Consider the following 19,636-nt stretch of genomic DNA (forward strand, 5'->3'; position numbering starts at 1 on the left):
AGGGCGCTCTGATCAGCAGGTTCTCCGATGGGTGATCACTGACCGGGATAGGGCGCCTCAGCGAGGCGGTGCGCCAGGTGCACGGCGTTGGCGGCAGAGGTGCGGTTGGTGGCGGCGACGGCCTCGGGGTCTCCTCGAGGTCTTTGTAGTCCTTGGGGTTCATCGCCTCGTGGTTCCAGTAGGTGGCTCCTTGGGCGGGGATGCTGAACCCGATGTCGTTGAGCCCCTGGAACGCGTCGGCGATGATCGCATGCGCCCCGTCCTCGTTGCCCACGACGGCCGTGATGGCCACTTTGCCGAACATGACGGGGCGGCCCTGCTCGTCGGTTTCGCATGCATAAGCGGCGTTGAGGCGCTCAGGGCGCGCTGCGCCACGCTGGACATGTGGCCGAGCCAGGTGGGTGTGGCGAAGATGAGGATGTCGGCGCCGCTGATCTTTTCGAGGATCTGCGGCCACTCGTCGCCGCTGCCCATGTCGGCCTCCACGCCTGGGGCCACGCTGTGGTCCACCAGGCGCACTGTCTCGCAGCTGACGCTGTGCTCCTGGAGCTGCTCGGCGAGCTGGTCGATGATGACGTCTGTGCTGGATTCACCGGGGAGGGCTTGAGAGTGCAGTTCAGGGCGACGGCTGTGAGCGGCTTGTCCATAGGTGCACGCTAGGGTGCGACTCTGAGGGCGGCCTGGGCACCGGGTGGTGGCAGCCTCGCAGCGCGGGCTGGTCAGCCGATGCGCTGGGCGAAGATGACGACATCCTCCAGGACTGCGTCCTGCCCGTCGGGGCCGACGGTGCTCCTCCGGCGATTCTCCGCAGCATGCAGATGCCAGTCGGAGACGGGCGCCAGGGCGCGCAGGTCGCCCTCCACGGTGGGCATCTGGCGGGGCCGTGATCGTGGTTCGCCCATGGCGGCGGCTCGGCGTGGGAGACGATCAGCATGCGGCCGCCGGGGCGACGCGCGCCGCAGCCGCTTCGAGGATGCCCTGCCGGTCCAGCTCGACGGTGGACTGCAGGAAGGAGGCGGTGATCAGGTCGAAGGGCTCGTCCGGAATGCCCTGAGGCAGTTCCGCCGCCACGAACTCGGCCTGACCCTGAGGCAGCCCTGCCTCCTCGGCATGCGCCTCGGCGCGGGCGACGGCTGTCGCGGAGATGTCTATGCCGGTGGCTCGCCAGCCCCGCTGGGCCAGCCAGAGCACGTCGCCGCCTTCGCCGCAGCCGAGGTCCAGCGCGCGTCCGGGGCCAGGTCCGCCACGAGCGACTCGAGTGGGGTTCACCCGGCCTGACCAGACCCGGTCGGATTCTGCGTACCGCTTCTCCCAGTGCTCTGCGGGGCTCAGGTCGTCCATGGGGTCCGCCTTTCGGGTCTCTGCTGCGTGTCCAGCGTGTAGGGCAACGCTCTCGTCACGGGCGCTATGCCTGCGGCGTAGAGTGCCTCGCATGGGCGAGCCTGAGAGGACCGAGGACGGCAGGCACATCGTCGTCGACGGCAGACGCTGGCGTGCCTCGGACCCGAGCATCCCGGAGAAGCTGCGCTCCGAGCTCGTCAAAGAGCTGATGGCTGCCCGGCGTCTGGTGAAGACGCAGGGGATGCGGTGAGGTTCCGTGTGCAGGACGCCAAGGTGGCGCTCGGGGAGCGCGGAGACCCCTGGTGGGAGCCCACCGAGGAGGGGCGCCGTGAACGGATCGCCGCCGCAGTCCGTGCCCTGCTCCGGCACCGCGATGGGACCACGATCTGCCCCAGCGACGCGGCCAAGGTGGTGGGCGGCGAGCAGTGGCGCGACCTCATGGAGACGGTGCGGCACGTCGCCGCCGGGATGGCCTCCGAGCAGCAGATCAGCATCACCCAGAAGGGTGAGCTGGCCGAGGCCGACGCCAAGGGTCCGATCCGCCTGGGGCCCGGCCTGCAGCTCTGAGCCCCCGCCCGTTGGACACGGCCTGCGGGTGCTGACATGGTCGCCCCATGGATATCACTCAATATTGGGACGGGTGGGACCCCATCGTCCACACCCTGGTCACGGTTTTCGCCGGATACCTCGCGCTCGTGATCATGCTGCGCCTGTCGGGCGCACGAACGATGGCGTCGATGACTCCGTTGGACATCATCATTGCCATCACGATCGGTTCAGCCTTCGGACGGACGCTGACGGCCGTCGACGTTCCGCTGGCTCAGGCAGTCTTCGCCCTGTTCATGCTGATTCTGCTGCAGTGGGTTCTGGCGTGGGCCCGCGGCCGATCCCCGCGGATCCGGCGGATGCTGGATGCGCCCCCGGTCCTCGTCTACTACCAGGGCGAGTTCCATCGGCACCAGATGCGCCGGCACCAGCTGGTGGAGGACGACGTGCACACCGCGGTCCGGTCCTCGAGCAAGGGCTCCCTTGCGGGCGTCTCTGCGGTGGTGCTGGAGGCCAACGGCTCCCTGCTGGTCATCGGCGAGGACGCGGTGGGCGACGCATCCAGCGTGCTTCCTTCGTCGGCAAGGACCGTGAAGACGGTCACGGCAGCAACTAGGCCCGAAGGTCCCTGCGGGCCTGTAATCTCGATCCTGAAAGATCGGACGAGGCCGCGCGCCTCCCGCCCCTACACACGCTGGAGATCGTTATGAAGCTCTCAACCCTGGCCCTGCGCACCATCCCCGGGGCGTTCATCCTCAACGCGGGCATCGGCAAGCTGAAGCTGGACAAGGACTCCGCCGCCGGCCTGCAGCAGATGGGTGCCACCGGCGTCCCCGCGGTGAAGAACCTCTCCCCGGAGACGTTCGGCAAGGCTCTGGCCTACGGGGAGATCGCCGTGGGGGCAGCGCTGCTCACCCCCTGGTCCCCAACCGGCTGGTAAGCCTGGCTCTCGGCGGCTTCTCCGCGGGCATGCTCAGCATGTACTTCCGCAATGACGACATGACCGAGGCAGACGGCGTGCGGCCTTCGCAGCAGGGCACCCCCGTGGCGAAGGATGCATGGTTGGCGGCTATTGCCGTCGCCCTCATCGCACGCCGAAAGTGATCGCAGCTCCCCGCGGCGACGACGCAGAACGCGTCCCCGCCGCGGGGCCGCAGCCTCCCTGGGAGGCAAGCTCATAGAAAGGTGAGCGGCTCGTGCGCACCGAACAGCAGGCGCTGAAGCTCTCTTTGGCAGGGATCCTCCTCGTCGCAGCTCTGGGGGTAGGGTTCGGGCTCATCTCGGGATCGTTCGCAATCCTCTTCGACGGCGTCTTCTCCCTCGTCGACGCGGTGATGTCCGTGGTCTCCATCACTCTGGCTGGGCTGATCGCGAAGTCCGCTGCCAACGAGCTGTCAAGCGCACGCATGAGCGCTTCACCATGGGGTTCTGGCACTTTGAGCCGATCGTGCTGGCCGTCAATGCCCTGCTCATGATGTCCGTGGCCGCCTACGCGCTGTTCCAGGCCGTGACGGCGCTGCTGAGCGGCGGGCGCGATGTGGAGTTCGGCGCTGCCGTGATCTATGCCGGTGTCGTGGTCGTTCTGACGTTCGCCATCGGCTTCGTCGAGCACCGCGCGAACAGGACGCTGAACTCAGCGCTGGTGGCCATCGATGTGAAGGGCTGGATCATGGCGGGCGGTGTGACCAGCGCTCTCCTCGTCGCGTTCCTCATCGGTGCGCTGATCGACGGAACCGACGCGGAATGGCTGATGCCCTACGTCGATCCCGCGGTGCTGGCGCTCGTGGCGCTGGTGCTGCTGCCTGTGCCGTTCTCCACCCTGCGCCGCGCGGTTGCCGAGATCTCACTGGTGACCCCTCCTGAGCTGAAGGTGCAGGCGGAGGAGGCCGCAGGTGCCGTCGCCGCGTCCCACGGGTTCCTCGATCACCGGGTCTATGCGGCGCAGCAGGGGCGGGCCCGCACCATCGACGTCATCTACTACGTTCCCGCAGAGAAGGGCTGAGGCCCCTGGAGGAGTGGGACAGCATCCGCGACGAGACGCGCGCCCAGCTGGACGGCGAGGATCCGCACAGCTGGATCACGATCTCATTCACCACCAAGGCGCCCCCGCCGCAGCCTCGCGCCTGAGCGCACACTGCGGCCAGCGCACCCCCAGGGGCGCCGCGTACGGTGGATGGATGAGTGCTTCAGCACAGTCCACCATGCAGCTGCGCAGCGACGCCCACTCGCTCCCCGAGCTGGGCATCCCGTGGCAGGCGCAGGACATCCCCACCCGCGGCTTCTCGTGCTCAACGAGCCGCTGGCAGCGGACCTGGGGCTCGACGCCTCGGAGCTTCGCAGCCAGCAGGGGCTTCGGCTGCTCACCGGCGGCGACGTGCCTGAGGGTGCGACGCCCGTGGCCCAGGCCTACGCCGGTCACCAGTTCGGCGGCTACTCGCCCAGGCTGGGCGACGGCAGGGCCCTGCTCCTCGGCGAGCTCGCGGGTGCCGACGGGGCCCCGCACGACGTGCACCTGAAGGGTTCAGGGCGCACACCGTTTGCCCGCGGCGGCGACGGCCAAGCCGGCGTGGCACAGATGCTGCGCGAATACGTGATCAGTGAGGCGATGCACGCACTGGGCATCCCCACCACACGATCCCTGGCGGTCGTGGGAACCGGCCTGCCCGTCTACAGGGAGGCGGAGCTGCCGGGGGCGGTGCTGGTGAGGGTGGCCAGCAGCCACCTGCGCGTGGGCACTTTTCAGTACGCCCAGGCAATGGGGGATACGGATCTTCTGCGCAGACTCGCCGACCATGCCATCGACCGGCACTGCCCGGAGGTCGCTGAGGCTGAGAATCCCTATCTGGGGCTGCTGCAGGGTGTGATCAGTGCCCAAGCATCGCTGGTGGCGCAGTGGATGCTGGTGGGCTTCGTCCACGGGGTGATGAACACCGACAACACGACCATCTCGGGCGAGACCATCGACTACGGGCCGTGCGCGTTCATGGACGCGTTCAGCACCAGCGCTGTCTACAGCTCCATCGACAGGGGCGGACGCTACGCCTACGGAAACCAGCCCCTCGCTGCGGAATGGAATCTCACCCGTTTCGCTGAAACCCTGCTTCCGCTTCTGCACGAGGATGAGAAGGAGGCTGCGGCCATGGCCACAGAGGCCCTGGGCGGCTTCCGCAGCCAGTACAGCGCGGCCTGGTCAGCCGGAGCGCGGGCCAAAATGGGGTTGGGCGAGGAGGTCGACACCGACACTGCCGCCCCGCTGATGAATGAGCTGCTGACGCTGCTCGAAGAGCGCGAGGTGGACCACACCTCGTTCTTCCGGCGCCTCAGCCATGCCGTCTCCGATGGATCTGAGCTGGAGCCGAATCTGGTCAGCGACCCGGCGGCCTTCGAGAACTGGATTCGGCGCTGGCGGCAGCTCGGACCCGACGCCGATCTCATGAATCAGGTCAACCCGGCCTACATCCCCAGGAACCACCTGGTGGAGGAGGCCCTCTCCGCAGCCGTCGCGGGGAGCATGGATCCCATGCACCAGCTGCTGGACGCCGTGACCAGGCCCTACGAGGAGCGCCCCAGCCTGGAGCGCTGCGCGGAGTAAGCCCGGAGGACTTCGGCGCCTACCGGACCTTTTGCGGCACCTGAGCCCGGCGGTCCGCGGCCGCTGCGCGAATCTGACTACGGCCGCGCGCCTCGGGAATACGCTTCGGCGCTTTTCTGCTCCTGCCGAAACCTCTGTACGAGGAGGGCCCTCAGGCGTTGAATGGGGCCTATGAGCACTTTCGCAGTCACCAACCCGAACACAGGCCAGACCGAGCAGACCTTCGACTCCGTCCCGCCGGAGCAGATCCCTCCATCATCGAGGACGCCGACCGCGCCTACCAGCAGTGGCGCGACACCCCGGTCGCCAAGCGCGCCGAGGTGCTCCGCACCGCTGCGGACATCTTTGACTCTCGTGTGGACGAGCTGGCGGCCATCATCGGCCGGGAGATGGGCAAGCCTCACGCCCAAGGTGTGAAGGAGGCCAACAAGGTGGCCTTCACGATGCGCTGGTACGCAGACAACGGTCCCGGCTTCTTGGAGCCGACCGAGCTGCCGGAGGCCCAGGGCGCCGAGCGGACCTACGTGAAGCATGACCCCTGGGCGTGCTGCTGGGCATCATGCCGTGGAACTTCCCCTACAACCAGATCGCCCGGTTCGCGGTGCCCAACCTGATGGTCGGCAACGCGGTCCTGATGAAGCAGGCCGCGATCTGCCCGGTCTCATCCCAGACGTTCCAGGAGATCCTCGAGGAGGCGGGACTGCCGCGCGGGGTCTACACGAACATGTACCTCAACAGCAGCGATGCGGAGAAGGTCCTGGAGGACCCCGGGTTCAGGGCGTTTCGCTGACCGGCTCCGAAGCGGTAAGCGCCTCTGTGGTAAGCATCGCAGCGAAGCACCTGAAGAAGTCGGTCTTGGAGCTGGGCGGCAATGACCCTGCCGTCGTCCTGGACACCGACGACGTCACCGCTGTGGCGCAGAAGCTGGTTACGCTGCGGCTGGCGAATGCGGGTCAGGTCTGCACCTCGCCCAAGCGAATCATCGTGACCGAGGACCTGTACGACGACTTCGTCGCGGCCGCCAGGGAGGCCGTGGAGAATTCCGTCGTCGGCCCTGCCGATGACTCCAGCACCGACGTGGGCCCCCTCTCCTCCGAGGAGCGCGGGACGAGGTCGTCGAGCGTGTCCAGCAGGCCGCGAAGGACGGCGCCACCCTCCACGTCGGTGGTGACAAGCTGGATCGCGACGGCTGGTTCATGTCCCCGGCGCTGCTGACCGACATCGATCTGGACAGCGATTTGGGCTGCAATGAGCTCTTCGGCCCCGCCGTGATGGTGTTCAAGGCTAAGGATGAGGCGGACGCCCTGCGGATCGCCAACAGCACCCAGTACGGGCTGATGGCCTCGGTGTGGACCCAGGACATGGACCGCGGCCAGAAGTTTGCGGAGCAGATCGAGGCGGGTATGACGTTCGTCAACACCCATATGGACTCCAGCCCGGAGTTCCCGTTCGGGGGCATCAAGAACTCCGGCTATGGTCGCGAGAACGCACAGTGGGCGCTGCGCGAGTTCACCAACGAGCGGCTGGTGCGGCTGGCCGCTCACCCCACGGGGCGAGTGAGCTTCACACGGGTGAGTCCGGCATGAGGGCCGGGGCCGGGCTCACCGTCGGGGGATGGCGGCGTGCAGGAACGGTATGGCAGACACGCCGATGAGCGTGTAGCCGAGGGCGCTGCTCTCGGTGTGCAGCAGGGCCCCGGAGATCACCAGCCCGGTGAACAGCACGGCCGAGACGGCGCGTCGGCTGAGGCGCTCCACTCCGGGCCAGGCGGCGGTCCAGGTCGGGGGTGCGAACGGCGATGCGGCCGTCGTCGAGCCGTTCGGCGAGCGCGTTGAGCCTGCCGGGCAGGCGCAGGGCTGCGGCGGCTTCGGCTGCCTGCCGCGCGGTGTCCTGCAGGGCGGGGCCGCGCTGCTCGCGGATGAGCTGCTGGGCGTAGGGCTCGATGGAGTCCCAGAGGTTGAAGCGGGTGTCGAGAGTGCTGCACACCCCGGAGATCAGGGACACGGTTCTCAGGGTCAGCAGGAAGTTCTCGGGCAGCTGGAAGGGCAGTGAGCGCACCAGCTCCCGAACTCTCGGGCGAAGTCGCGGTATTCGCGGGGTCGACTTCTTTGAGCTCGGCGAACCCCATGCCCCCGAAGCGCGCGAAGAGCTCTGTCATGGCGCGCTCGAGCTCCGCGGTGTCCGCGGAGGGCAGGAGCACTCCTACGTCTTGGATGCCGTCGACGAGGCTCTTTCCGTCCCGCGATGCGGCGGCGATGAATACTCGCCGCAGCCCGTTGCGGAGGGTGTCGGGTATCTCGCCCATCATCCCGAAGTCGATGAACGTCAGATGCCAGGCAGGCGGCGTCTCGCCCTCGGCGCTCAGGCCTGCCGGCGGGGGCCGGGTGTGACGAAGATGTTGCCGGGGTGCGGGTCGGCGTGGAAGAACCCGTAGACGAACAGCTGGTCAAACATGACGTCGGCGAACTGGGCGGCGACCTCGGAGGGGTCGATGCCTGCCTGTCGGAGCCCGTCGACGTCGTTGATCTTGATGGCGGTGACGTCTTCGAGGGTCAGCACGCGTCGGGTGGAGCGTTCCCACAGCACCTGCGGCACTGAGACGCGGGGTCCTCGGCGAAGTTCGCGGCGAACCGTTCGGCGTTGGCAGCTTCCTGGAGGTAGTCGATCTCTTCGAGGCTGGTGGCGGCGAACTCTTCGACGAGGGCGGGTGCGTCGACCCTGCTGCTGACCAGTCGGATGTGGGAGAGCCACCGGCCGACTCGTCGCAGGGCGGCGAGGTCCACGTCGACGATGTCGCCGATGCCGGGTCGCTGGATCTTCACGACGGCGTGTGCGAAGCCGCCGAGTTCGGCGTCCTCATCCGTGGGCTGAGCGCGGTGGGCCTGGCCGAGGACGCCGAGGCCACGGGGGCCGGATCGACCCACGAGTAGGCCTGGTCGAGCGTCGTTCCGAGTTCGGCCTCGGCGACGGCTCTGATGTGGGCGAATGCGACGGGGCTGACTTCGTCCTGCAGCCCTTCGAGCTCTTTGGTGATCTCGGGCGGGAGCACGTCAGGCGTGAGGAGAGGAACTGTCCGACTTTGATCATGAGCCCGCCGAGGTCCACGGCGAGGCGGTGGAACCGTTGGGCGAGGCGCTGCATGCGCCGGGATCGGTTGATCGCGGAGATGCGGGCCAGGCCGATGCGCGGCAGGAACAGCTCGAACCACCACAGCTGGGCGAGGTGGAACGCGGCGAAGCGCAGGATGCGGCGGTATCGGGTGCGCAGCGGCTTAGCCGCGGCGGTCACTCGGCGCCCTGCAGGTGGCGGTGCGCGTGAGCGGCTGGGGCCACAGGCTCAGTCCTGCGCGAGGATGGCGTAGAGCCTGCGTCGCACTTGGTCGATCTCCTGCTCCGCCTGACGGATCTGCTCGGGGGTGCCGGAGCGTCCCACCTGGGCGAGTGCCTGGGCCAGGTCCATTCCGGTCTTGGACAGGGCGCGCACGGCTGGGCCGCGGTGCTCGGTTCCTTCCCACTGGGGCGGCCATTCCTCGGAGGCGGCTGCGGCTTCGCGCCCCTCCTCGGTGAGCGAGTAGGTCTTGCGTCCGCCGTCGGTCTCGGAGTGGATGAGGCCTTCGTCGGCGAGCAGCTGGAGTGTGGGGTACACCGAGCCGGGGCTGGGCTTCCAAGCTCCGCCGCTGCGCTGCTCGATCTCATGGATGATCTGGTAGCCGTGCATGGATCGCTCGGCGAGCAGTGAGAGCACCGCCAGGCGCACGTCGCCGCGGTTGGCTCAGGGTGCCGACTTCTGCTTGAACGTGCTCCGAAGGTTGTCCAGCGCCTCCCAGATGTCACCTGCGGGGCCGCCTGGGCCTGGGCGGCGGTCTCCGAACATGTGCCGGGAGTGCGAGCTGCCTGCTGATGAATCGTGCATCACGAACCTCCTGTGCGCCTCGCCCGCGGTGAGCGTGGCCTGCGTCAACGATATATCGGCAGTCACGAGAATGCGAGGGCTGAGGAGAGCTCCACCAGGTCTGAGGCTTCGATCTCCGGGGTGCGGAAGGAGGACGGGTGCGCGGCTTCGGTCCGGTTGATCCAGGCCGTGCGGAGCCCGCTGCGGCGGCCCCGTGAATGTCCCACGGGTGGACGGCAACCAGCATGACGTCACCGGGCTGCTGCTGGGTCTGGTGCACGGCGTAGCGGTAGGCCTCGCGCGTAAGCTTCCACAGGGAGCGTCCTGGACGCTGAGGCACTGCGAAAAGCGTGTCCGGATCGCAAGCTCTGTCCAGCAGGGACTCTGCGATGGCGGAGGAGCCGTTGCTGAGTGTGACCAGCTCAGCGGCGCGGCTGAGGGCGGTGACACCGGGCGCGACATCCGGATGCAGGCCCAGACCTTTGAAGGCGTCCAGGAGTTGTACGACTTTAGTCGAATGGTCTGCGTTCCCCAAGGTCGCACGCAGGTGACGGTGCAGCCCGTCCTGCGCGATCGTGACGAAGTCGGGGTTGTCTCCCGTGCTGGTCAGCGCGAACCCGTCGCGCAGCACCTCCGCGAACCACAGCGGTGCCCCTCAGCCGACAGTCCGACCGCTTCGAAGGCGTCAGCCAGCGGACTCATATCGGAGAGTGTCTCGTTGACGTCGAAGAGGACGACGGAGGGAACGGCGGTCATGGCGATTCCTAGAGGGCAGGTGCTTCGGGGAGGTCGAGTTCGGTCTTGACCATGTGGTTGAAGTAGTTGGTGTAGAGGTTCAGGGTCAGGTGGCTGGAGAGTTCGGTGAGCTCCTCGGGGTCCATCCGGCATCGAGGGCTGCCTGCCAGGCGTCGTCGTCGATGGTGCCCTTGTCTGCGGCTGCCTGGCGGGCCGCGTTCAGGAGTGCGGCGAGCTTGGGGTCGAAGTCGACGTCGCCGCGGCGGATGGCCACGGTCTGCTCCTCGCTGAGCCCGGCGGCTTTGGCGCCTTGGGTGTGTGCGGCTTGGCAGTAGGTGCAGTCATCGACGGTGCCGACGGCAAGGGCGATGGCTTCTTGGGTCTGTGCGTCGAAGGTGCCGTAGTCCTCGATGGCCTGCTGGATGGCGATGTAGGTCTGCAGCGCTACAGGTGAGGCGGCCATGGCTCCGTGGATGTTCAGGACTTTGCCGAACTTCTGCTCCAGGGTTTTCAGCTGGTCCTGGACGCTTTGGGGTGCGGACTCGACGGTGTGCACAGCGACTCTGCTCATGGTGATGCCTCTCTGGCGGGGTGACGTGAGGGCGACGCTCAGCTTGCGTGCGGAGCTCTTTGCCGCCTGATGCCACCGTAGACCCGCTTGCAAGGGCGCTTCCGGTGCTCAGAGGAGGTCTGGGATGTGGTGTGCGGTTTCTGCGCGGGCCCTGTTGGTGGACCTGACTTGGAGGTAGGCGCCTGTTGCAGCGGCCACTCCCATGACCGCACGCGGGGCGGGCACGCGAAGCGTCCTGAGCGTCTTCTCCGCTGCAGCGTCGAACCAGAAGCAGAAGCGAGCCCCAGGTAGGTCGCAGTGCCGGCGGTGAGGGCGTAGGCCGTTCTGGCGGCGGGGGTCAGTTCGGGCAGCTCCGTGGTGTCGAGGGGCTCACCCTGCCACGCGCTGAGCTTGTGCAGAACCCATGTGGTCGCACCGGGGGCAGCGGCCATGGCTGCCACGCTCGCCGTCGGCCCCCAGATCAGCGTGCGTCGCAGCCACTGCGGGTACGTGCGGGCGGGGATGACGGAGAGCGGGCCGATCACCGCCGCTTGAGTCCATGGGTCCTGTGCCAGACGGCGACCAACGCTGCTCAGGACGGCAGATGCGGTGGGCATGCCCCCACTCTAAGAGAGTCGGTGACTCAGCGGCGCGTCTGCTGCTGAAATATGGTGGGAGCATGAGGCGATTTCGGCAGGTTGACGTGTTCGGCCAGGAGCCCTGCACCGGCAATCCCGTGGCGGTGGTTCTCGATGCTGAGGGCTTGATGATGAGGCGCTCCGCCGGTTCTCGGTGTGGTCCAACCTCTCCGGAGTGCACGTTCGTCCTGCCGCCTACGGACCCCGGCGCGGACTACCGGGTGCGCATATTCAGCCTCAGCACCGAGCTGCCGTTCGCCGGGCACCCGACTCTGGGAACCGCGCGCGCCTGGCTGGACAGCCGGCGGCAGCTGCGACGCCCGGGGTTGTGGTGCAGGAGTGCGGTGCCGGGCTGGTGCCGGTCCGCATCGAGTATGACCGGCTGGCCTTCTGCGCACCCGACCGCCTGCGATCAGGACCCGTGGAAGCTGAGCTGTTGGACACTCTGACGCAGATCCTCGGAGTGGAGCGCGAGCGCGTTGTCGATGCGGAGTGGCTGGACAACGGGCCGGGCTGGGTCGGTGTTCTGCTGGACCACGCTGATGCTGTGCTCGCCCTGCGGCCAGAGGCTTCGCCCGCTGGGGGCCATGGGCTGTCGGTGTGGTCGGGGCCCACGCTGCTGACGCGGACACTGCGTATGAGGTCGGGCGTTCTTCACCGAGGACGACGGCCTGCTGCGTGAGGACCCGGTGACCGGCAGCCTCAATGCTGCGGCCGCCCAATGGCTGGTGGGCAGCGGTCGTGCCGCGACTCCCTACGTGGCCGCTCAGGGCACTGCGATGGGACGTCTCGGCCGTGTCCACGTCGGCGGCGACGATGAGGGATCTGGATCAGCGGACGTGCCGACGTCGTCCTTTCGGGGCGCGCAGCTTTGTCGCAGAGCGGTCCCTCGCCGGCCTGATCTGCTGCCGCGGGGCTTCCTTCGGAGTTCTCCGATTCGGGCTGCTGCATCCGGTAGCCTCGCGGCGCATCATGCCTGCCGATCGTCTTTGCCGACCGCCCGGGCCTGTTGTCTTGCCTCGTGTGCAGTCGCGGCTTTCCCGGGCCGCCTTGAAACGATCCTGCCGGCCATCGAGAGCAGGGCGATCGCAGCGAGCACGGCTGCCAGAATGCCGTACACCACGGTGTGGTCAGGGGTTGGCTGCATATTCCTGATAGGCGCTCCCAGAAGGATGCGAAGAGTTGCGTCGGCAGTCCAGAACGCAAGGAGTGATGCAAGGGCGCTAAGCCAGGAGAAATGGATCGCGCTTTGAGGCGCCGAGCGTCAGCAGTCCAACGACTATGGGGAAGATCGGCCCAAAACTGTCGAGAGCGGGATGAACGCGCCTGCAGCTGTCGCCGCGAGTGCCGCCCATCCGTAGTAAGCGGACTTCTCGGTGGATCGCAGCGCGCACCAGACCACTGCTAGCGCAAGAGGGAACGCAAAAACGGAGATCAGTTCGAAGCTCGGGGACATGAGCGGAAAGTCCATGACGGCCGATATGAGCGCGCAGAGAGAGCTCAGCAGGAGCACGCTGCACCTGTGGATGGCTGACACTGTCGATTTCCTCCCGTATGCGGAGAGCTTCGTGCAGGTAAGTCCTGTTCGGCACTCAACGCCCACCCTACGGGTCTCGGTCGACGCGCAGCGCGGGGCAACGTGCATGCAACCTCTGAGTCCCTAGTGTGAGGCACATCACCTACAAGAAATTTATGACGAGGGAGTCGCCATGAGCACCATGAACGCAGCAGTCGTCGAAGACTTCGGCAGAGAGCTGTCCGTCACCGAGTATCCCGTTCCCGAGCCTGCCTCTCATCAGGCGCTGGTGAGAGTCATCGCCTCAGGCGTCTGTCACACCGACCTCCACGCCCGCGACGGCGACTGGCCGGTGAAGCCTACGCCGCCCTTCATTCCGGGGCATGAGGGTGTCGGCGTCGTCGAGAAGGTCGGCAGCGACGTGACCAACGTTGCTGTTGGGGACATGGTCGGAAACGCGTGGCTGTGGTCGGCCTGCGGCTCCTGCGAATACTGCCGCACCGGCTGGGAGACCCTCTGCGAGCAGCAGTCCAACGGCGGGTATTCGATCGATGGATCGTTCGGCGAGTACATGCTCGTCGACGCCCGCTATGCCGCGCTGATCCCCAAAGGTGCTGATCCGCACGAGATCGCACCGGTGCTGTGCGCAGGCGTGACCGTCTACAAGGGGCTGAAGCTGACCGGGGTGCGCCCGGGCCAGTGGGTGGCGATCTCCGGGATCGGCGGTCTTGGTCATATCGCCGTCCAGTATGCGGTGGCGATGGGCATGCGCGTCATCGCAGTGGACATCGCTGATGACAAGCTGGCGCTGGCGAAGAAGCACGGCGCTGAGATCACTCTCAACGCGAAGGGTGTGGACCCGGCGCATGAGATTCAGCAGCAGGTCGGAGGGACCCACGGGGTCCTGGTGACTGCAGTGCACCCGAGCGCTTTCGGGCAGGCGATCAGCATGACCCGGCGCGGCGGAACGATCGTCTTCAACGGCTTGCCTCCGGGGACTTCCCTGCGCCCATCTTCGACATCGTGCTGAAGGGGCTCACCATCCGCGGCTCCATCGTCGGGACGCGCCAGGACATGGTCGAAGCCCTTGAGTTCTACGAGCGCGGACTCATCCACCCGACGTACTCGAAGCGCCCGCTGAGCGACATCAACGCGGTCTTCGATGAGATGCACCACGGCAAGATCGACGGTCGAGTGGTCATCGACTACTCCTACGCCGATGCGCAGTAGCCCGGCCTCAGCGCTAGGGGCCTGAGATCACCGTCGCCAGAACCAGCACCGCCGGTAGGCAGATCACGCCGAGCGCAGCGGAGGCGAGAGCCCACCTGGCCCGGTCCTGACTCCTCACCGCGCGGTCGAACCATGCAGCGGCCGCGTAAGCGAGGAGCAGTGCTGGCGGGAGAAGCAGGAGAATCGCGCCCAGGCGAAGATTGCTTCCACCGACGTATGGGTCACCGATGGTGGTGAACAGCAGCAGGACCGTGACGACGACGGCCAGCGTCATCAGGGCGACTGCTGCTGCCGGCACTCTTCGCGGGTGCTCTCGAGGTTCATGGGAACTCTGCACACGGTCTTCATACATCAGATATGCAGTGACCTCAGATAAGGCGCGGTCATCCTCAGCTCAGACTGTCGACGCCTCCCTTTCCGCGGCGGTGCTGTCCTCCAGTGCAGGAGCAGGCTTGGTGGCCAGGAGATGAGCACCAGGGCTGCCACAGCGACGGGGAACGCCACGACTACGGAGTTGACGCCTTCGCCGAAGACTTCCCACAGGACCGTCACGATGCCGCCGGTGATCATTGAGGCTGCGGCGTAGGCGGCGCTGACTCGTTTCCAGAAGAGCGCGGCGAGGACTGCAGGGGTCACCGCGGCGCCGTACATGGTGTAGGCGTACATCTGCAGGTCCAGCAGGGTGGGGAAGAACTGGACGAGGATGTACGCGCAGATCGCGATGCCGATGACGGCGAGCCTGGCGGTGAGGACCTGCCTGCCGGGGGCTGACGCTTCGTGCCGGGCCCTATCGCGGAAGATCAGGTCGTAGACGATGTTCCCCGAGCAGGTCAGCAGGTACGAGGAGCCGGTCGTGACGATGAGGGCCAGTGCGGTGACGAGGATGACGGCGCCCACCAGCTCCGGGGTGAATCCGCCCGCAGCCAGGCCGAGGACTGCCATGTCCGGCTCGGACCCCGGGTTCACGATCGTTGCGGAGGAGGCCAGCAGGATGATGGGGATGATCATGGTCAGGCCGCCGAGGAAGAACAGGAGAGCGGCGCGCTGGGCGGTCTTCGGGCTCTTCGCGGCCGAGAGTCGCTGGTGCATGTTCTGGTCGCCCAGGCAGAGCAGGAAGAGGGGAGGAAGTAGCCCAGGATCTGCAGCGGAGTCAGCGGCCCGGTGAGCGTGCTGAGGGCGGGGTCGAGCCGGTCGACGTAGCTTCCGAAGCCGCCGATGTCCTGGACGAAGACGAAGCCGACCGCGGCGACGAGACCGACGATGATGATGATCGCGGAGAGGAAGTCCGTCAGGCCACGGACTTCAGTCCATGCGGCGAGGAGCCAGGAACGTGATGAGCAGAACGGCCACCACTGCGCCCTGGGTCTGGCTCAGAGGAGTGATGAGGCTGAAGATGTAGTAAGCGCCTGTGAACTGTGTAGCGGCGATGCCCATGAAGGCGACCAGGACGATGAGCGTCCCGATGGTCCCGGTGTTCCTGCCGAAGCGGGTGCGCAGCAGCTGCGGCACCGTGTGGAAGGACTTGCGGCGGATCTTCTGCGCGAGGAAGCCGAGCGTCAGTGCGCCCAGCAGTGTGCCCAGGAAGAAGAAGATGCTTACCAGCGGGCCATTCTGGAAGACGAAGCTGGCGCCGCCGATGATGGAGCCGGAGCCGACGAACGTCGTGAGCAGGGTGCCCGCAAGGACCCAGGCGGGGAGCGACTGTCCGGCGAGGACGAAATCTGTGCCCGTCTTGATCTTGGCTCGCTTTCCGAGCCAGGCGGCGAATGCCACCATGAGCAGCAGGTAGCAGATGAGGACGACGATGTTGGTCACGGTGCGGTGCTCCATCCGGGCGGTGAGTGTGACGTGGAACTCATCAATAGTGACGGCCCACAGTCAGCATTGCAACATTCATTGCATTACCGTCGTGTTTCGCCGCCGCCCTGCCCGTCAGGTGCGCAGGTGGCCGTCGTGTCACTCCACGACGACGCCTACCCGCTTCCACATCTCATCGGCCTCGCGCAGGCTGGCCTCAGCCCCGGCGCGATCCTGCTCGGCAACGCCCATCAGGAGCGCCTGAATCACCGCAGTGGCGGGAATGGTCGAGGGCAGGTAGCGCGCGGACTCACTGGGCACGGTGATGGCCACATCGGATCGTTGGACCACCGGCGTGGAGCGGTCGGCGATGGCCAGGAGCGGGACTCCGCGCTCGGCTGCCATGATCGCCAGCTGGTTGATGGCCTCGGTGGTCTTCCAGATGTTGAATGTGATGACGAGGTCGTCGGCCTTCAGCTGCCGCACTGCTGTCATCTGCGCGGAGACTGCCCCGGTCTGCAGCGAAACGTCGCAGCCGAGCAGCTGCGCCCCGTGGGCGAGCTGGGCGGCGGGCCCTGCGAAGATTCCGGTGGCCAGCACCACGGTGCGCTTCGACCGGCGGATGAGTTCGGCGGCGGCCTCGATGACGCTCTCATCGAGGGTCGTGCTGAGCGACTCCAGTGCGCGCACGTCCTCCATGATCGACGCGAGCCCCTTCACGCCTGAGCCCGAGGCGCTGAGGATTCGGTCGGCGGTGAGCGTGGCGAGGTACCTTCCCCGATAGTCCAGCACCAGGTCCGGCCACCCTGAGAATCCGAGGAACTGCGCCGTTCGCGTCACCGTTGCGATGTTGACCCCGGCGACGTCGGCAAGCTGCTGGGTGGTGGCGAAGGCGCAGAGCTCGGGGTCGGCTCGGAGGAGCTCCACCACCCGGCCCAGCGCTGGCGAGGGGCGCGGCCTTCGACCAGCTTGTCCACCCAGGTGGAGACACTCTGACTCATGCTTGCAAAGTCCTTTGCATGTCGTTACGTTGATCACACCGCGCGATGATGATCTGCGGAGTCTGAACCAACTGAGGGAGTCTGATGCAGCTCGACCATTCCCACCGTGCGATCACCAACGTGCGCCTGCTCGATCCTGAGACCGAGACGATCTCCGAGCCGACGACGCTTCGGATGTCCGACGATCGTATCGTCTCGATCGGTGGGACGGCCGAGTCCGGCGACGAGGCTCTGGATGCTTAAACGGGCGCATCGCGATGCCGGGCCTGATCGACTGCCACGTGCATGTGCTGGCCAATACGGCGGACCTGGGGCGGCTCGGCGATGAGTCTCCCTCGTATCTTGCGATCACAGCCATGAACTCCATGCAGGACGCGCTGGGCAGAGGCTTCACCACGCTGCGCGACGCTGGCGGTGCCGACTTCGGCCTTGCCCGTGCGGCGGAGGAGGGCCTGTTCCCGGCACCGAGGCTGTTCTACGGCGGCAAGGCGATCTCGCAGACCGGGGGCCACGCGGATATGCGCGCACCGGGAGGCTCGGTCATGGACTCGCATCAGTGCTGCCCTCACATGGGCGTCGTATGCGATGGGGTGTCGGAGGTGCGTCGGGCAGCGCGCCATCAGCTGCGCACCGGCGCGGATCACATCAAGCTCATGCTCTCGGGCGGCGTGGCCTCCCCGACTGACCGGGTGGACTCCACGCAATTCTCCGATGAGGAGATTCGGGCTGCGGTGGAGGAGGCCGAGGCTGCGAACCGCTACGCGCTGGGCCATGCCTACACGGCGAAGGCCATCAACCGTGGGCTGCGGCTCGGTGTGCGCTCCATTGAGCACGGAAATCTTCTCGATGAGGAGAGCGTGCAGCTGTTCCGAGAATTCGACGCGTTCCTCGTCCCCACCCTCGTGACCTACGAGCGGCTCAAGGAGGACGGTGCGGCCAACAGGCTGCCCCAGGAGAGTCAGGACAAGGTCGACAACGTTCTTCACGCTTAAGCATGGAGGCGCTGCGTCTGGCGGACGAGGGCGGCGTCAATATTGCTTATGGCTCTGACCTGTTGGGTGGCATGCGGGGCTGGCAGAGCCACGAGTTCTCAATCCGAGCACGTGTGCAGTCACCCGGCTCGATCCTGCGCTCGGCGACCACTACGGCCGCGAAGCTGCTGCAGAGCGAGGGGACCTCGGAGTCATCGCGGAGGGCGCCTACGCGGACCTTGTCCTTCTGGACCGGAACCCTCTCGAGGATGTCACAGTGCTGAGCGAGCCGGAGACGGCCATCAGCCACGTGTTCAGCCGCGGCGGGCTCCTCATCGGTCGCTGATTGCTGGTTTCGCTTGGCGGACGCGCAGCGGGAGCGTCACCGCGACCTGCCTAGGTGCATACGCTGGCCTGCTTAGCGGAGGTCGTATCTGCATTTAGGCGTGATCCCCAATGAGATATGTCCGCACCTCTCTGATCTTCGCTGCTTTGGAGGTGCTCGCGAACCTGAACACGTGGCTGAAGGCGATTCGGCCCGAAGCGGTCTCCACGTAGCCGTCGCAGGACGCGAGTAAGCCGTGGGTAATGATCGACATGACGTCTAGGGAACTTGCCGGGGAGTATGGGCAAGATAAGTCGGACGCAGGTTGGTTACCGTTCTGCACTCGGCCCACGAGCTTCCAATCGACATCGTCCGTCAGCCACGCTGCTACCGCGTCACTATCCCCCTGTGCCCATGCGGTGACGAAGTCGCCGACTATTGAGATCCGGGGCGAATTGCCGCAGTCGGCGGGGAGCGTCGTCTTCATACTCAACCTTGGTTTTGGGGAGACAGTGTGACCGGAAGTTCTCGTCAGGCTTCGAGTCTGATGAGGATGCTGTGGGAATTCCAAATGAGTTCTACATTTCTGCAGGCTGCCTGCGGTGCAGTCTGACACCGCAGTTACGCGAAAACCTGTCTTTTGAAGCCCAGGATATCCAGATTACTTCATTGACGTGATCCGAATCACATTTTAGCCTCATTGGTGTGCGCGCGCCTGTTCGCACAGAGGCTGACAAAGGAAACCGTATGACTCACAGTCACACCCCTGGGGTTGCAGGAAGGCAGAGCACGGCGAGTAGTCGTCGCCATGTTCGTCGCATTGTTCGGAACTGCGCTCGTTGCGCCTGGGGCACATGCCACCAATGACCCTGCTCCCAGCTCGGGCGTCGAGGTCATCTCGGACATTGCGTACACCGACCCTGTCCCCGAAAGCACCAGAGGGAATCTGCTGGATCTCTACCTTCCGGAGGACACCGACGGGGAGCCGACGCCTCTGGTGATCTGGTCCTCGGGCTCAGCGTGGATGGCTGACAACGGCAAAGACGGAGCCGCAGCAATCGCCGAGGTGTTCAATGACAAGGGCTTCGCAGTGGCTGGGGTCAGCGTGCGATCGAGCTTCCAGGTCAATTTCCGGGTCAGCTGCACGACGTTCGCGCCGCCATCAGGTGGCTGCGAAGCAACGCTGACGAGCACAACATTGATCAGGACCGAATGGCGATCATGGGCGACTCATCAGGAGGCTGGGTAGCCGCGATCAGCAAGCACCACCAGCAGCACCGACCAGCTTCCCGGTGGTAAGCGACCGACAGGATCTCCAGTGCTGTCCAAGCCGCCGTCCCCTTCTTCCCACCGGTCGATCTTCTTCGCCTCGACGAGCAGACCGATGAGCAGCACGAAACCTACGACCTCCCATTCGATCCGCCCTTCGTGCACGACGCCCCCGACTCCCCGGCATCGATGATCATCGGGTGCCCCATCCAGACATGCCCGGAGGAAGCGGCC

The 19,636-nt window shown here is 66.3% G+C and carries 22 protein-coding genes and 8 pseudogenes; 15 read left to right on the top strand and 15 right to left on the bottom strand.

Annotation, left to right across the window (positions count from 1 at the left end; translation table 11 throughout):
• Positions 1-35: 35 nt before the first annotated feature.
• From K0H76_RS02320 to K0H76_RS02330, 3 genes and pseudogenes are all read right to left on the bottom strand, one after another.
• Positions 36-647 (bottom strand): annotated as a pseudogene (locus K0H76_RS02320) (NAD(P)H-dependent oxidoreductase).
• A 72-nt stretch (positions 648-719) separates the two neighbouring features.
• Positions 720-902, bottom strand: a complete 183-nt coding sequence (locus K0H76_RS02325; protein WP_258934321.1) for a hypothetical protein — start codon at positions 900-902, stop codon at positions 720-722.
• A gap of 25 nt (positions 903-927) precedes the next feature.
• The gene (locus tag K0H76_RS02330) at positions 928-1,341 is read right to left on the bottom strand and encodes a methyltransferase domain-containing protein (RefSeq protein WP_258934322.1); all 414 of its coding nucleotides are present in this window, start codon (positions 1,339-1,341) and stop codon (positions 928-930) included.
• 91 nt (positions 1,342-1,432) lie between these two features.
• Between K0H76_RS02330 and K0H76_RS02335 the strand changes: the two genes are divergently transcribed.
• From K0H76_RS02335 to K0H76_RS02375, 9 genes and pseudogenes are all read left to right on the top strand, one after another.
• On the top strand, positions 1,433-1,591 hold the full coding sequence (locus K0H76_RS02335; RefSeq protein ID WP_258934323.1) for a hypothetical protein: 159 nt from the start codon (positions 1,433-1,435) through the stop codon (positions 1,589-1,591).
• Entirely contained in the window at positions 1,588-1,908 is a 321-nt protein-coding gene (locus K0H76_RS02340) for a DUF3253 domain-containing protein (RefSeq protein ID WP_258934324.1), read from the top strand. The genes K0H76_RS02335 and K0H76_RS02340 overlap by 4 nt, the downstream gene beginning before the upstream one ends.
• A 47-nt stretch (positions 1,909-1,955) precedes the next feature.
• Positions 1,956-2,597: a DUF421 domain-containing protein gene (locus tag K0H76_RS02345; protein ID WP_258934325.1), complete on the top strand. Its 642-nt coding sequence runs from the start codon at positions 1,956-1,958 to the stop codon at positions 2,595-2,597.
• Positions 2,594-2,991: pseudogene (locus K0H76_RS02350) on the top strand (hypothetical protein). The gene K0H76_RS02345 and the pseudogene K0H76_RS02350 overlap by 4 nt, the downstream one beginning before the upstream one ends.
• Before the next feature lie 92 nt (positions 2,992-3,083).
• On the top strand, positions 3,084-3,362 hold the full coding sequence (locus K0H76_RS02355; protein WP_258934326.1) for a hypothetical protein: 279 nt from the start codon (positions 3,084-3,086) through the stop codon (positions 3,360-3,362).
• Complete coding sequence (locus K0H76_RS02360; RefSeq protein WP_258934327.1) at positions 3,335-3,889, top strand: cation transporter; 555 nt, start codon at positions 3,335-3,337, stop codon at positions 3,887-3,889. Before K0H76_RS02355 ends, K0H76_RS02360 begins: the two co-directional genes overlap by 28 nt.
• 175 nt (positions 3,890-4,064) lie before the next feature.
• A pseudogene (locus K0H76_RS02365) lies at positions 4,065-5,523 on the top strand (YdiU family protein).
• 114 nt (positions 5,524-5,637) lie between these two features.
• Positions 5,638-6,269: pseudogene (locus K0H76_RS02370) on the top strand (aldehyde dehydrogenase family protein).
• Positions 6,270-6,295: 26 nt separating this feature from the next.
• Positions 6,296-7,065: pseudogene (locus tag K0H76_RS02375) on the top strand (aldehyde dehydrogenase family protein).
• 15 nt (positions 7,066-7,080) lie between these two features.
• Here the strand turns inward: K0H76_RS02375 and K0H76_RS02380 are convergent.
• The 6 genes and pseudogenes from K0H76_RS02380 to K0H76_RS02405 all read right to left on the bottom strand — a co-directional run bounded on the left by K0H76_RS02380 (position 7,081) and on the right by K0H76_RS02405 (position 11,272).
• Positions 7,081-8,620 (bottom strand): annotated as a pseudogene (locus K0H76_RS02380) (AarF/UbiB family protein).
• A 195-nt stretch (positions 8,621-8,815) separates the two neighbouring features.
• Positions 8,816-9,352 (bottom strand): annotated as a pseudogene (locus K0H76_RS02385) (PadR family transcriptional regulator).
• A complete protein-coding gene (locus K0H76_RS02390) occupies positions 9,309-10,001 on the bottom strand; it encodes a haloacid dehalogenase type II (protein ID WP_258934328.1) in 693 nt (230 codons plus the stop codon). The pseudogene K0H76_RS02385 and the gene K0H76_RS02390 overlap by 44 nt, the downstream one beginning before the upstream one ends.
• The gene (locus tag K0H76_RS02395; protein ID WP_258934329.1) at positions 9,977-10,126 is read right to left on the bottom strand and encodes a hypothetical protein; all 150 of its coding nucleotides are present in this window, start codon (positions 10,124-10,126) and stop codon (positions 9,977-9,979) included. Before K0H76_RS02395 ends, K0H76_RS02390 begins: the two co-directional genes overlap by 25 nt.
• Before the next feature lie 85 nt (positions 10,127-10,211).
• Positions 10,212-10,676: a carboxymuconolactone decarboxylase family protein gene (locus K0H76_RS02400; protein ID WP_258934330.1), complete on the bottom strand. Its 465-nt coding sequence runs from the start codon at positions 10,674-10,676 to the stop codon at positions 10,212-10,214.
• 38 nt (positions 10,677-10,714) lie between these two features.
• Positions 10,715-11,272: a hypothetical protein gene (locus K0H76_RS02405; protein WP_258934331.1), complete on the bottom strand. Its 558-nt coding sequence runs from the start codon at positions 11,270-11,272 to the stop codon at positions 10,715-10,717.
• A 62-nt stretch (positions 11,273-11,334) separates the two neighbouring features.
• Between K0H76_RS02405 and K0H76_RS02410 the strand changes: the two genes are divergently transcribed.
• From K0H76_RS02410 to adhP, 3 genes and pseudogenes are all read left to right on the top strand, one after another.
• Positions 11,335-11,742 (top strand): PhzF family phenazine biosynthesis protein, encoded by a 408-nt coding sequence (locus tag K0H76_RS02410; RefSeq protein WP_258934332.1) that lies wholly within the window; start codon positions 11,335-11,337, stop codon positions 11,740-11,742.
• Positions 11,730-11,975 carry a hypothetical protein gene (locus K0H76_RS02415; protein ID WP_258934333.1) on the top strand — a complete coding sequence of 82 codons (246 nt, stop codon included), beginning with the start codon at positions 11,730-11,732 and terminating at the stop codon, positions 11,973-11,975. The genes K0H76_RS02410 and K0H76_RS02415 overlap by 13 nt, the downstream gene beginning before the upstream one ends.
• A gap of 1,027 nt (positions 11,976-13,002) precedes the next feature.
• Positions 13,003-14,039, top strand: a pseudogene (gene adhP, locus K0H76_RS02420) (alcohol dehydrogenase AdhP).
• Between the two features lie 13 nt (positions 14,040-14,052).
• Here adhP and K0H76_RS02425 read toward each other — a convergent pair.
• From K0H76_RS02425 to K0H76_RS02440, 4 genes are all read right to left on the bottom strand, one after another.
• Positions 14,053-14,337, bottom strand: coding sequence for a hypothetical protein (locus tag K0H76_RS02425; protein WP_258934334.1), 285 nt, complete (start codon positions 14,335-14,337; stop codon positions 14,053-14,055).
• Positions 14,338-14,390: 53 nt separating this feature from the next.
• Entirely contained in the window at positions 14,391-15,128 is a 738-nt protein-coding gene (locus K0H76_RS02430) for a hypothetical protein (RefSeq protein WP_258934335.1), read from the bottom strand.
• A gap of 213 nt (positions 15,129-15,341) precedes the next feature.
• Positions 15,342-15,869, bottom strand: a complete 528-nt coding sequence (locus K0H76_RS02435; protein ID WP_258934336.1) for a hypothetical protein — start codon at positions 15,867-15,869, stop codon at positions 15,342-15,344.
• A 126-nt stretch (positions 15,870-15,995) separates the two neighbouring features.
• Positions 15,996-16,766, bottom strand: a complete 771-nt coding sequence (locus tag K0H76_RS02440; RefSeq protein ID WP_258934337.1) for a MurR/RpiR family transcriptional regulator — start codon at positions 16,764-16,766, stop codon at positions 15,996-15,998.
• Positions 16,767-16,921: 155 nt separating this feature from the next.
• On the opposite strand from K0H76_RS02440, the gene K0H76_RS02445 reads away from it, so the two are divergent.
• Together K0H76_RS02445 and K0H76_RS02450 are read left to right on the top strand one after the other, a co-directional pair.
• On the top strand, positions 16,922-17,080 hold the full coding sequence (locus K0H76_RS02445; protein WP_258934338.1) for a hypothetical protein: 159 nt from the start codon (positions 16,922-16,924) through the stop codon (positions 17,078-17,080).
• A 14-nt stretch (positions 17,081-17,094) separates the two neighbouring features.
• Positions 17,095-17,829 carry an amidohydrolase family protein gene (locus K0H76_RS02450; RefSeq protein WP_258934339.1) on the top strand — a complete coding sequence of 245 codons (735 nt, stop codon included), beginning with the start codon at positions 17,095-17,097 and terminating at the stop codon, positions 17,827-17,829.
• A 419-nt stretch (positions 17,830-18,248) separates the two neighbouring features.
• Here the strand turns inward: K0H76_RS02450 and K0H76_RS02455 are convergent, their stop codons facing one another.
• Entirely contained in the window at positions 18,249-18,407 is a 159-nt protein-coding gene (locus K0H76_RS02455) for a hypothetical protein (protein WP_258934340.1), read from the bottom strand.
• A gap of 534 nt (positions 18,408-18,941) precedes the next feature.
• On the opposite strand from K0H76_RS02455, the gene K0H76_RS02460 reads away from it, so the two are divergent.
• On the top strand, positions 18,942-19,382 hold the full coding sequence (locus K0H76_RS02460; protein WP_258934341.1) for a hypothetical protein: 441 nt from the start codon (positions 18,942-18,944) through the stop codon (positions 19,380-19,382).
• Here the strand turns inward: K0H76_RS02460 and K0H76_RS02465 are convergent.
• Positions 19,367-19,528, bottom strand: a complete 162-nt coding sequence (locus K0H76_RS02465) for a hypothetical protein (RefSeq protein WP_258934342.1) — start codon at positions 19,526-19,528, stop codon at positions 19,367-19,369. The genes K0H76_RS02460 and K0H76_RS02465 overlap by 16 nt on opposite strands.
• Between the last annotated feature and the right edge of the window lie 108 nt (positions 19,529-19,636).

This window comes from Nesterenkonia pannonica (assembly GCF_019575955.1).
GTDB lineage: Bacteria > Actinomycetota > Actinomycetes > Actinomycetales > Micrococcaceae > Nesterenkonia > Nesterenkonia pannonica.

Excerpts from the sequence above, each read along its gene's own strand:
- K0H76_RS02325 (WP_258934321.1), bottom strand. The coding sequence starts at position 902 with ATGGGCGAACCACGATCACGGCCCCGCCAGATGCCCACCGTGGAGGGC.
- K0H76_RS02330 (WP_258934322.1), bottom strand. The coding sequence starts at position 1,341 with ATGGACGACCTGAGCCCCGCAGAGCACTGGGAGAAGCGGTACGCAGAA.
- K0H76_RS02335 (WP_258934323.1), top strand. The coding sequence starts at position 1,433 with ATGGGCGAGCCTGAGAGGACCGAGGACGGCAGGCACATCGTCGTCGAC.
- K0H76_RS02345 (WP_258934325.1), top strand. The coding sequence starts at position 1,956 with ATGGATATCACTCAATATTGGGACGGGTGGGACCCCATCGTCCACACC.
- K0H76_RS02395 (WP_258934329.1), bottom strand. The coding sequence starts at position 10,126 with ATGACCGCCGTTCCCTCCGTCGTCCTCTTCGACGTCAACGAGACACTC.
- K0H76_RS02400 (WP_258934330.1), bottom strand. The coding sequence starts at position 10,676 with ATGAGCAGAGTCGCTGTGCACACCGTCGAGTCCGCACCCCAAAGCGTC.
- K0H76_RS02405 (WP_258934331.1), bottom strand. The coding sequence starts at position 11,272 with ATGCCCACCGCATCTGCCGTCCTGAGCAGCGTTGGTCGCCGTCTGGCA.
- K0H76_RS02410 (WP_258934332.1), top strand. The coding sequence starts at position 11,335 with ATGAGGCGATTTCGGCAGGTTGACGTGTTCGGCCAGGAGCCCTGCACC.
- K0H76_RS02430 (WP_258934335.1), bottom strand. The coding sequence starts at position 15,128 with ATGCACCAGCGACTCTCGGCCGCGAAGAGCCCGAAGACCGCCCAGCGC.
- K0H76_RS02435 (WP_258934336.1), bottom strand. The coding sequence starts at position 15,869 with ATGGAGCACCGCACCGTGACCAACATCGTCGTCCTCATCTGCTACCTG.
- K0H76_RS02445 (WP_258934338.1), top strand. The coding sequence starts at position 16,922 with ATGCAGCTCGACCATTCCCACCGTGCGATCACCAACGTGCGCCTGCTC.
- K0H76_RS02450 (WP_258934339.1), top strand. The coding sequence starts at position 17,095 with ATGCCGGGCCTGATCGACTGCCACGTGCATGTGCTGGCCAATACGGCG.
- K0H76_RS02455 (WP_258934340.1), bottom strand. The coding sequence starts at position 18,407 with ATGTCGATCATTACCCACGGCTTACTCGCGTCCTGCGACGGCTACGTG.
- K0H76_RS02460 (WP_258934341.1), top strand. The coding sequence starts at position 18,942 with ATGTTCGTCGCATTGTTCGGAACTGCGCTCGTTGCGCCTGGGGCACAT.